This window comes from Mycolicibacterium neoaurum ATCC 25795, from assembly GCF_000691525.1.
Taxonomy (GTDB): domain Bacteria; phylum Actinomycetota; class Actinomycetes; order Mycobacteriales; family Mycobacteriaceae; genus Mycobacterium; species Mycobacterium neoaurum.
The window spans coordinates 87760-98018 of record NZ_JMDW01000022.1; the positions used below are offsets into that span (position 1 = coordinate 87760).

8 protein-coding genes and 1 pseudogene are annotated in these 10259 nt (G+C 66.3%); 1 reads left to right on the plus strand and 8 read right to left on the minus strand.

What is annotated here, in order from left to right; translation table 11 throughout:
• Nucleotides 1-2385, plus strand: coding sequence for a CaiB/BaiF CoA transferase family protein (locus IC40_RS0124660; RefSeq protein WP_030137335.1), 2385 nt, complete (start codon nucleotides 1-3; stop codon nucleotides 2383-2385).
• A 48-nt stretch (nucleotides 2386-2433) separates the two neighbouring features.
• On the opposite strand, the gene IC40_RS0124665 is transcribed toward IC40_RS0124660, so the two are convergent.
• From IC40_RS0124665 to IC40_RS0124700, 8 genes and pseudogenes are all read right to left on the minus strand, one after another.
• Nucleotides 2434-3795, minus strand: coding sequence for an HNH endonuclease signature motif containing protein (locus IC40_RS0124665; protein ID WP_030137336.1), 1362 nt, complete (start codon nucleotides 3793-3795; stop codon nucleotides 2434-2436).
• A gap of 364 nt (nucleotides 3796-4159) precedes the next feature.
• The gene (locus tag IC40_RS26690; RefSeq protein WP_051644434.1) at nucleotides 4160-4966 is read right to left on the minus strand and encodes a hypothetical protein; all 807 of its coding nucleotides are present in this window, start codon (nucleotides 4964-4966) and stop codon (nucleotides 4160-4162) included.
• 183 nt (nucleotides 4967-5149) lie between these two features.
• Nucleotides 5150-5318: pseudogene (locus IC40_RS28390) on the minus strand (NAD-dependent epimerase/dehydratase family protein); the annotation flags it as partial.
• 14 nt (nucleotides 5319-5332) lie between these two features.
• Entirely contained in the window at nucleotides 5333-6400 is a 1068-nt protein-coding gene (locus IC40_RS0124680; protein ID WP_030137337.1) for an NAD-dependent epimerase/dehydratase family protein, read from the minus strand.
• Between the two features lie 3 nt (nucleotides 6401-6403).
• Nucleotides 6404-7249 carry a mycofactocin-coupled SDR family oxidoreductase gene (locus IC40_RS0124685; protein WP_030137338.1) on the minus strand — a complete coding sequence of 282 codons (846 nt, stop codon included), beginning with the start codon at nucleotides 7247-7249 and terminating at the stop codon, nucleotides 6404-6406.
• Between the two features lie 171 nt (nucleotides 7250-7420).
• Nucleotides 7421-8074, minus strand: coding sequence for a TetR/AcrR family transcriptional regulator (locus IC40_RS0124690; RefSeq protein WP_030137339.1), 654 nt, complete (start codon nucleotides 8072-8074; stop codon nucleotides 7421-7423).
• 235 nt (nucleotides 8075-8309) lie between these two features.
• On the minus strand, nucleotides 8310-9062 hold the full coding sequence (locus IC40_RS0124695) for an acyl-CoA dehydrogenase family protein (RefSeq protein ID WP_191293584.1): 753 nt from the start codon (nucleotides 9060-9062) through the stop codon (nucleotides 8310-8312).
• Nucleotides 9063-9112: 50 nt separating this feature from the next.
• The gene (locus IC40_RS0124700; RefSeq protein WP_030137341.1) at nucleotides 9113-10222 is read right to left on the minus strand and encodes an acyl-CoA dehydrogenase family protein; all 1110 of its coding nucleotides are present in this window, start codon (nucleotides 10220-10222) and stop codon (nucleotides 9113-9115) included.
• Nucleotides 10223-10259: the final 37 nt, after the last annotated feature.

Genomic DNA, 10259 nt, shown 5'->3' on the forward strand with positions numbered 1-10259 from the left:
ATGACCGCTCCACTTTCCGGATACACCGTCGTCGACCTGTCCACCGGTATCGCGGGCAACTACTGCACCAAGCTACTCTCCGATGGTGGCGCCGACGTCATCAAGGTCGAGGGGCAGCAGGGCGATCCGCTGCGCCGCTGGTCGGCATCGGGGGCGCAGATCGCCGCTGACGAGGACGGCGCACTCTTCCAATTCCTGGCCGGCGGGAAACGCAGTGTGATCGCCGACCCTGCCCTGCTGGATCGCTTGTTCGGCTCGGCAGACGCGGTGGTGTGGTCACCGGAGTCCGACGTGTCACCGCAGGATCTGCACCGCCGGTATCCACATCTGGTCGTCACTGCAATCTCACCGTTCGGTCTGGACGGACCGTGGCACGACCGGGCGGCCACCGAGTTCACCCTGCAGGCGTGGTCGGGCGGCGCAATTGGTATCGGTCGCGGCAGTCAGGACCGGGCACCGGTGCATGTCGGAGGTCAGGTGGGGGAGTGGGTGACCGGAGCCTATGCCGCGGCCATGACGCAGGCCTTCCGGATGCGCGCCCTGCGCGACGGGCACGGCGAACTGATAGATCTCTCGGCATTGGAAGCTCAGATCCTCTGCCTGACGTACTATCCCGTGACCTACTACGAGACGCTCGGCCGACCCTGGCGCAGCGAGCGTCGCCCGACGGTGCCGGGCGTGGCCGAAGCCGCCGACGGACTGGTGGGCCTCGGCTGCGGTACCGCCCAGCAGTGGCACGACCTGTGCGCCATGTCCGGGCACGACGACTGGATCGACGAAGACACCATGCTGACCATCACCGAGCAGGCAAACCTCCACGCCGAGGAGCTCTACGCCTGGCTGCGTGACCAGAACGTCGACGATGTCCGCGACCTCGCCTCGGCGTTCCGCATTCCGAATTCACCGGTGGGCAATGGTGAAAATGTCACCGGGGTAGACCATTTCGTCGAGCGCGGCGCGTTCGTGCCCAACCCGCACGGCTTCGTCCAGCCCGCCCATCCGTACCGCATCGGCGGGGTGTCCCTGCGTCCGCCAAGTGCCGCCCCCGCGCTCGGCGCGCATACCGCCGAGGTCACCGCGAAGGCACCGGCCCCGCGTCGAGCACCGGCGGACCCGCCCGATCGGGACCGGTTGCCGTTCAGCGGTTTGCGTGTGCTGGACATGACCACCTTCTGGGCCGGCCCGTCGTGCACCCACATCCTGGGCATGCTCGGCGCCGAGGTGATCCATCTCGAATCGACCGCACGTCCCGACGGCACCCGGTTGATTGCGGGCATCCCGGCCAGCCAGGAACTGTGGTGGGAGCGGTCACCCATCTTCTCGGCGCTCAACACCAACAAGCTGGGGCTGACGCTGGACTTCCAGACTGACCAGGGCCGGGATGTGCTGCGGCGTTTGATCGCTACCTGCGATGTCGTCGTGGAGAACTTCACGCCGCGGGTCATCGATCAGATCGGACTGGACTTCGAGTCGGTGCGTCAGATGCGTGACGGCATCATCATGTTGCGCATGCCGGGCTTCGGGCTGGACGGTCCGTGGCGGGACAACCCGGCGTTCGCTTACATCATCGAGGACGCCACCGGCCTGAGCTGGCTCACCGGGTTTCCGGACCGCACCCCGTTCGAGCCCTATTCGGTCGGTGATCCCAATGCCGGCATCCATGCGCTCAACGCGCTGCTGCTGGCACTCGAACACCACCGTCGAACCGGCCAGGCCGTACTCGTCGAATCCGCGATGGCCGATGCCGCTCTGAACATCGCCGCCGAGCAGGTGATCGAATTCTCCGCCTACGGTGCGCTGTTGCAGCGTGACGGCAACCGGGGGCCGGCTGCCGCGCCGCAGAACATCTACCGATGCGCCGATATCGACGAGTTCGGCCGCGCCGACAGTTGGGTGGCGGTCGCGGTGGCCACCGATGCGCACTGGAAGGCGCTGCGGGAGGCCCTGGGTGCACCGGAATGGACCGCCGCCGAGGCATTGACCACCCACGCCGGTCGGGTGGCACAGCACGATCTGATCGACGAACACCTCGCGGACTGGTGTGCGACCCGCAGCGGTGACGATATCGTCGAGACCCTCTGGACGGCGGGGGTGCCGGTCGCGAAAGTGATGCAGCCCCACCGGCAAACCGAGTTGCCGCAGCTGCAACACCGCCGCTTCTTCGAGTACGTCGGACACCCGGTGAATTCGGCGGCTCCGCACAGCACGCTGCCGATCGCGCTGTCACGAGGACCCGCCGAGTTCCACCGCGCAGCGGCGCCCACGCTCGGCGAGCACAATCAGGAACTGCTGGCTCAGCTGGGCCTCACACCCGAGGAAATCGCGGTACTCGAAGATCTCGGCGTGATCGGCACCGAGCCCGGCAGCCGCAAGGTGGCACGTTAGCCGGATCGGCTCTCACTGTTCAGTTTTCAAGGTGCTTCGAGGCTTTTGTTACGCGGCGGCCGGTAGGTCGGTCATGGTGCGTCGGTTGTGCGATCGCAGATGCTGGGGTTCGGGCTCACCTGGCTTCTGCGGTGGGATGAACCAGGGGTGTCGGTCACGGCCGAGGTAGACCTGCCAACCACCGTGGTGGATCAGGCTGTGGTGCAGCCGACACAGCAGCACACCGTTGTCCAGACTCGTTGTCCCGCCGTGGCTCCAGGGTTGGATGTGGTGGGCATCGCACCAGGACACCGGCCGACCGCAGCCTGGGTGCGCGCACCCGCCGTCGCGCACGCCCAGCGCTTTGCGGATTGTTGGGGTGAACAACCGCTCGGCGCGGCCGACATCGAGCGGCACCCCGGAGTAATCGACGATCACATTGGTCAGGTTGGAATCGCAGGCAATCAGGTCCGCGGTCGCCGCGCTGACGGGTCCGCCGAAGCCGAGCCGGTCGACGGCCTCGTCCCCGCTCACACCACGCCGGTCGACCGACCCGTCCGCGCGCATTCCCACCGCCGAGTCGGGCCGGATCAACGTGACGTGCGGCAGCACCCCGCCGGACATCGGCCGTGTCGAATGCGACAGATAGGTGCGCAGGATCTGCCCGATTGCATCCCCCCGACGTTTCTCGATCGGCCGGGGGTCCGGTGACCCGTCTGGCAGCGGGACCGGCCGGCAGAGCGGGTCCAGCGAAGCGCACAGCTCTTCGCCGGTTCCGACGTCGAGGTTGAGGGTGGCCTCGTAGCGGCCCTCCTCGCCCAAAACCAGCGTCATGGTGTTGAGGTCGGTGTCCTCGGCGACGGGTACCGCCCGCTCGTCCTGGGGTAGATCTGCGGTGCGGTCGATGCCGATCGCCCGGGCTTTTTTGGCGACTTCGGCCGGGGTGGTCTGGGTCATCAGCTTGGTGACTACGCTCGCCCGATCCTGCTCGGAGAGCTCGGTTCTGGCATTGATGTGGGTGACGCCTTTGCCGACGGCGTCGGCGAACTCGATCCCGACCCCACCCAGCCGTTGCGCGGTGGTCAACGCCGGTAACAGGTGCGCCGCCCGGCCCACCCGTACCGCGCGCACCGCCGCCCCTGGCGCCATGCCCAGCAGGGACAGCAGATCGGTGCCCGTCTTCACATGCCGCCGCGCCGGCACCCCCGCGCGTTCAGCAGCCGCGACCGCCGACGCGACAACGAACGCCAGCAGATTGCCCGCCGTGACCGCCGCAGCCAACACCGCCAACAGCGCCTCGTCATCAACAACCGGCCGCGGACACTCCAACATATGAAACAACGTGCGATGCGCAGCATCGGCCGGGACCTCGGCCGGAGCCAGATCATCGATCAGCGCATCAACAAAACAACTCACATCGCTGGCGTCCATCACGGGACCCAACCTTTCGGACAAGGCCAACACACACTCGCCCCCACAAGGGCACTACGGCCCGATCGGACCCTCGTCAGGGTCGGTCGAACCTTCTCGGCGGCGTGGTGCCGCCGACACGGGCTCACCTGGAGAGTGGGAGCCACTTTGCTTCGAACTTGTGTTCGAGTCTACGCCGGAAGTGGCGGCCGCGCAAGCACTTTCTCGAAGAACTCGGGACCGGCCGAGTCGAGGCTGGGATGCGCTTGATGCGCAGATTCGGTGTGCCTTTTCGTGGGTCCACTGTGTGCGCGTTGTCCGGGTGGCCGCGACACGGCTCGGTATGCGCCGGGCGAACCCGTCAACCCCGGCGCCCGCTCCGGTCTTACCTGGGCACGCGTCCCAACAACACCCCGACATCCTTGGTTCCCCACAGGTGCAGCACATTCGACAGCATCAGCAACGGCGCCCGCACCGCCTCGGTGCCGCTGATCCGTGGATCGCGCCGATCGACCACGTCGGCCAGATCCGGAATCGCCGCGCACAATGCGAGGGGTGTCCAGGAGCCAGGCCACCCCATCACGACGGCGTAGAGCACCAACTGGGTTCGCAGCAGCGCGGTATCGAGCTCGGGTCCACCGACAGTGGTGAATTCGATCGCGAAGTGTTCGAGCAGATCAACCAGGTGCTCACGCCACAGATCGGTCTCCGCGCTGCACAGCGCACCCCACAGCGCCATGGCCACGTTCATCACGCTGACGCAGCCCCAGTCCATCAGCCCGCAGCGCAGCGCCCCGTCGGAATCTCGCCAGAACCACGCGTTGTCCACGTTGGCATTCCAATGACACAGCGCGTTGTGGGCGCCGGTGTCCTGCAGCCAGGCCAGTATCTCGTCCTCGGCCGCCGCCACCCGTGCGACATCGTCGAGCGGGCGGTCAGCGAATGCGGTCACATCGGGCAACAGACCCGGGTGGGCCGCGCCGAAATCCCTTACCCGCCAGACACGGTCGAGCAGTTCGGCATCGTCGCACCGGATACGTTTGCCGACGCTCACCCGCTCGGCATCGAACGCGAACTCGTCATTCACCGAGGCAGGCAACCGACCCGACCGGTGCGCGCCGGCCAACCGGGCCACCCCGGTCAGCAGCGCGCGGTAGTGGCCGAGCTGATCGGGCATCGCGTAGTCACGCATTTCTCGTAGTGCCGCTCGACATTTCCGCTGCCGTAACCGATGCGTTGGGTCACCAGGATGCCGGTGCAGGTGTGTCGTCCTGATAGGCACCGAACAGGCAGACCGGCACCGGTACCGGCAGCACTACGGCCGCCGACAGCGCGGCGAATCGAATTTCGAGGTCCATCTGGGTCCTGCCCCGGTCGCGGCACGCAACCCGTCATCGTCGAAAAGGCATACCATAGCAACGCTGTACGTCCAAGTCGTCGATGCCGCGGGTGTCGCTGGTGCGGCGCAGCAACACCCGGACATCATCACCGCGCCGGGTCAGTTGACGGGTGACGTGGGATCCGAGAAACACGCTGGCACCCATCACCAGGGTGGTCACTAGGGCGGGGAGTCGACGCTGGTGTCACCGAGCCTGGCGCTCAGCGCCCCCCACGGATCGGCATACCGGCCCGGCGCGCCACGGTAGGCGCCTTGCCGTCTCACAAAGGCCCGCGCCAATGGGGCGATCAGTCGCGATGGGTACCGCTTCCAGCCGGTCTGTACCCGGATCTCGTCGAGCATGTCGGGCCAGGAATGGTGTTGGAACTTCAACAGTTCCTGGGCTCTGGTGGTGTCCATCCAGTCGGTGATGAACCAGTCGTCATCACTGGCCGGATCACCCGGTCTGCCCGCAGGCAGTACCCCGGGCATCCCGCGCGCCGCCGCCAATGCCGCACCGACATCCCCTTGGCGCATGCGGTGGGTTTCGTCACCGGCGATCAGCAAGATCTCACCGACCGCGTCGGCGACCGTGGCCGCGGCGAACGCACTCGCCACATCCCGGACATCGACCATGTGGATGCGATTGTCGGTGGGCAGCGCACTCTCGAAGTACAGCGCGTCCATGGTGAACGGAAGCGCGGACAGATCGGTGCTCATCACCCCGCCGAGGCGCAGCACGACCCACGGCAACGACGAGGCCCGCACGTACGCTTCGGATTCCAACTTGTGCTGCCCGTACAGTTCGGTGGGCCGCGGGGGAGTGTCCGCGCGCACCGGGTCCGGATTGCGGTGGGGATTGCGGGATCCGTACACGGCGTTGCTGGACGCCTGCACGAACCGTGGAGGCTCGGCGGCGGCCGAGGCGATGTCGACCAGGGTTCTGGTGGCATCGACGTTGACCCGACGGGCCAGCGCCCGGTTGCGGTAGATCGGCGGCGGAATCACCGCGGCGAGATGAACGATCGCCTCCGGAGCGATCTCGTCGATCAGCCGCTGCACCTCGGCAGGTGCGGTCAAGTCCGCCCACTGCGCGCGGGCGCCGCTCGGAAGGTCTTGCGCCTTGGCCCGATTGGTCTCGGTGCCGAGGTCGGTGGCGACCACGGCACGGCCCTCGGCGGCCAATGCCCTGACAGTCGCCGACCCGACCAGTCCGAACGCCCCGGTGACCAGGACGGTGTCGGACATCGGCTACTTCAGGCAGCTACCGGCGTCCACCGGCAGTGTGACGCCGGTGACGTAGCGGGCCTCGTCGGATGCCAGGAACAGCACGGCATTGCTGATGTCCACCGCGTCCACCCAGGGCACCGGCAGGGTGTGGAACAGCTGGCAGATCGGCGCCATGTCGTCGGGTCCCGGATTCTCCAGGTCGGGCCGGAACATCTTGAACGTGCCCTCGTTGTGCAGCATCTGGGTGCTGACGTGGGTCGGGTGCACCGAGTTGGCGCGAATGTTGTGCTGGCCCAGTTCGACGGCGAAGCCTCGCATCAGGCCGACCACGCCGTGCTTGGCGGCCACATAGTTGCCGCAGTGCGGGTAGGCCTTGAGCCCGCCGACCGAGCTGGTGAGAATGATCGACCCGCCGCGTCCGCCGGCGATGATATGCGGCACAGCGGCTTTCACGGACTTCCAGACACCCGAGAGGTTGATGTCGATCATCTCGTCCCAGTCGAGTTCGCTGGTCTCGTGTAGCACGTCGCCACCGTTGCCGATGCCGGCGTTGGCAACCACGATGTCGAGGCGGCCGAGTTGTTCGACGCCGCTGTCGACGGCGGCCTTCACCGCGGCTGCATCGCGGACGTCGACTTCTGCGGTGACGATGCGGCGGTTGAGTCCCTTGACCAGATTCGCGGTCTCGGCCAGATCGTCGGGGGTCGAGGCGGGGATGGCGGTGTCGACGCCGGGCCGGATCGGGCCGGCGATGTCGATGGCGATGATATCGGCGCCCTCTTCGGCGAGCCGGACGGCGTGGCTACGGCCCTGTCCGCGTGCTGCGCCGGTGATGAATGCGACCTTGCCTTCTACCCGCCCTGCCATGGTTCCTCGATTCTGCGCTGATTTCGTGGCCTGCTTGGCACTTGCTCAGCACTCTGTCATCGGCAGGATGCGGTGTCAATGACAGATTCATATGTGAACATTTTTGCTCTCTCATAAAGAGAACAAGATTCTCGTAGCGGCACGACGAGAACCGCGCTTCAGAAGCGCGAGTCAGTCCTCGGTGGCGAAGCCGTGCGCCACGAAATCCCAGACTTCGGCCGCGGTGATCGGCTTGTTGGTGGCATCGTCGCTGCCGCTGGACTGGGCGACGAACATGACGGTCTGCATCGTCATCGCCGCCATCCGCCGGGGATTGACCGACGGACGCAGTCGGCCGGCGGCAGCCGCTTCTTCCATCAACTCCGTCAGCAGCACCAGCAGTGGCGCGTGGGCCACCTTCACCTCGGAAGGATGTGACACCAGCAGTCGGGGCGCGAAGTCGGTGAACAACGGACGTTTGGCTGTCGGGTCGGGGCGCGAGGACTCGAACAACAGCTCGATGGCGACCTTGAGCCGTTCGGTCGGGTCGGTATGACCGGCCGTCGCCGCGCGAATCTGGTCTGCCGACCGACTGAGGGCGTCCTCGAACAGCGCGAGCAGCAACTCATGCTTGCCGTCGAACTGGAGATAGAAGCTGCGTAGCGACTGGCGCGAGCGGTCGACGACCTCCTGCACCGTGAAATCGGTGCTGCCCTTTTCGATGATGATCGACTGGGCAGCGTCGAGGAAACGCTGGACACGTTGAGCGGCGCGGAGTTTGGCGGTCTTGATGGACCGCTCGACGGCGCGCTGCTTCCAGGCGGGTTCCTCGCTTGCGCTGGTCACCGACGCCTCGCCTCTGGGGAGAACATGAATGGACTGTACCGGAGAATACCCAGGCATTGCCGCGCTCCACCCCCTCTCGACGTGCGTGTCGGAGACTCAAGCTTCCTCATAGAGAGAATACTATTCTCAAGTTCGCAGTTTCAGAAGGGCTACCGGGAAACACGCGTTTCCGGCCGAGGGTGGGCTCGGCTCCCCGAGAAAGCTCCGGTACCTGGTGAAAGCTGGTGTGTTTTGCCTACAGCTGAGCGAGTCGCGGCGCCGAGCCGCGCGCCCGCAAACCGGCTCCGGCCTTGCGGGTGAGTTCGCGGGAGGTCCCCAACAGTCCGTCCAGAACGAGGGCGCGCTCCACATGGTGGTGCAGATCATGTTCCTCGGTGAATCCGATCCCGCCGAGAACCTGCTGACAGTGCCTGGTCGCGGTCAGCGCTGCCTTCCCGGCGGCCGCTTTGGCCAGCAGTGCGGTGAGGTCTGGGTTGTCCACTGCGGGCAACGTCAGTATCGCCTCGGCGCCCTCGATGGCCGCAAGCGTCTCGGCCAGTCGGTGCCGGACCGCCTGGAAGGACGCGATCGGCTTGCCGAACTGCACCCGGTCCAGGGCATGTGTACGAGCCAGGTTGAGCATCGCCCGCGCCGCACCGATCAGCCACCAGCTCACCGCGACGCGGGCCTCGGCGATCCGGATCGGGTATCCCTCTTCCTCGGGGAAGATCGGCAGCCCGCCGAGTGTTGCCGACGGCCGCGGGTCGGTGCTTCGGTCCCACACCACCCAGGTGTTGTTGGCGTAGGGCAGTGGCAACTCGACGGTGTCACCGATCCTGTTTCCCGTGGCGTTGAGCACCACGTCGACCAGAACCGAGGCGTGTGAACCGGTTTCGCCCAGTAGTCGAAAGACCAGCGGCACGGCGAGGTCGGGACTATCGGTGAGCATCTCGGCCCAGCCCAGCTCCGCCAACGCCGCATCCAGCTCGGCGCCCGACTTGGCGAGCATCGTCTTGCGCAGCGTGTCTTCGAGCAGTTCGACTTCGCGGGTGTCCACGTCTATTCCTTCCCGAGGTCCAGCAGGCGGCGAGCGATGATGTTGCGTTGCACCTCGGCCGTTCCGCCGTAGATGGTGGCCGCCCGCGAATACAAGAACTCGGACCGCCACTCGTTGTCGTCCAGTTCGATCAGACCCGGCTGCAGATCGCGCACCGTGTCATAGAGCCGCTGTTCGGCGGTCGCCAGCAAGACCTTGTCGATGGAGGTATCCGCACCGAGTTTGTGTCCTTCGGCCAACCGCAGTTGGGTGGCCCGTGACCGGCACCGCAGTGTGTGCAGCGCCAGGTACGCCTCGCCGAGGTCGGTGTCGACGCCCGAACCCTGCCGTTTGACGTCCTCGATCAGTGCGTCGAATCGCGAGTAGAGATAGGCGATGCGCTGCCAGAAGCAGGTGGAGCGCTCATAGGGCAGCAGGTCCATCGCCAATTGCCAGCCGTCACCGGGCTTCCCGAGGATGCGATCGGTCCCGATCGTGACATCGTCGAAGTAGACCTCACAGAATTCGTCGACCCCGTGCATGGTGTGCAGCGGGCGCACGCTGATGCCCGGGGTGTCGAGGTCGACGAAGAACGCCGTGATCCCCTGGTGGCCCTCACCGGTACGGGTGAGCAGGATGCATCGATGGGAGAACTGCGCGAAGCTGGTCCATACCTTCTGACCGTTGATCACCCAACGGTCACCATCCTGGGTTGCTTTCGTCGTCAACGACGCCAGATCGCTGCCGGAACCCGGCTCCGAGAACCCCTGACACCACCGCTCCTCACCGGACAGCAGCTTGGGCACCATCTCGGCGGCCAACTCGGGGGATGCGTAGTCGATCATCGTCGGCGCCAACACCTCGATCATCGAGTACGGTCCGGGCTCGGCCAGACGTCTGCCGACCACCTCTTCGCCGACGATGGCGCGCAGGATTGCCGGGCCCCCGAGTCCGCCGGCCGCCTCGGGCCAGCCATAGCGGCTCCAGCCGGCCTCGTACAACGCCTTCTGGACCCGCGCAAACTGGCGGATGTCGCCTTCCAGCGAATGATCGTCGGGTGGGGTCAGGTCGCTGTCGGACAGCCAATCCCGTAATGCGGACCGGAACGCTGCGGGTTCGTGCAACGCACTCATGCGATTGCCTCGCAGGCTCGGCTCTCGCATTGCAGAC

Bases quoted from the DNA above. Each gene is read 5' to 3' on its own strand.
- IC40_RS0124660 (WP_030137335.1), top strand. From the start codon at position 1: ATGACCGCTCCACTTTCCGGATACACCGTCGTCGACCTGTCCACCGGT.
- IC40_RS0124665 (WP_030137336.1), bottom strand. From the start codon at position 3,795: ATGGACGCCAGCGATGTGAGTTGTTTTGTTGATGCGCTGATCGATGAT.
- IC40_RS26690 (WP_051644434.1), bottom strand. From the start codon at position 4,966: ATGCGTGACTACGCGATGCCCGATCAGCTCGGCCACTACCGCGCGCTG.
- IC40_RS0124680 (WP_030137337.1), bottom strand. From the start codon at position 6,400: ATGTCCGACACCGTCCTGGTCACCGGGGCGTTCGGACTGGTCGGGTCG.
- IC40_RS0124685 (WP_030137338.1), bottom strand. From the start codon at position 7,249: ATGGCAGGGCGGGTAGAAGGCAAGGTCGCATTCATCACCGGCGCAGCA.
- IC40_RS0124695 (WP_191293584.1), bottom strand. From the start codon at position 9,062: ATGCTCGCCAAGTCGGGCGCCGAGCTGGATGCGGCGTTGGCGGAGCTG.
- IC40_RS0124700 (WP_030137341.1), bottom strand. From the start codon at position 10,222: ATGAGTGCGTTGCACGAACCCGCAGCGTTCCGGTCCGCATTACGGGAT.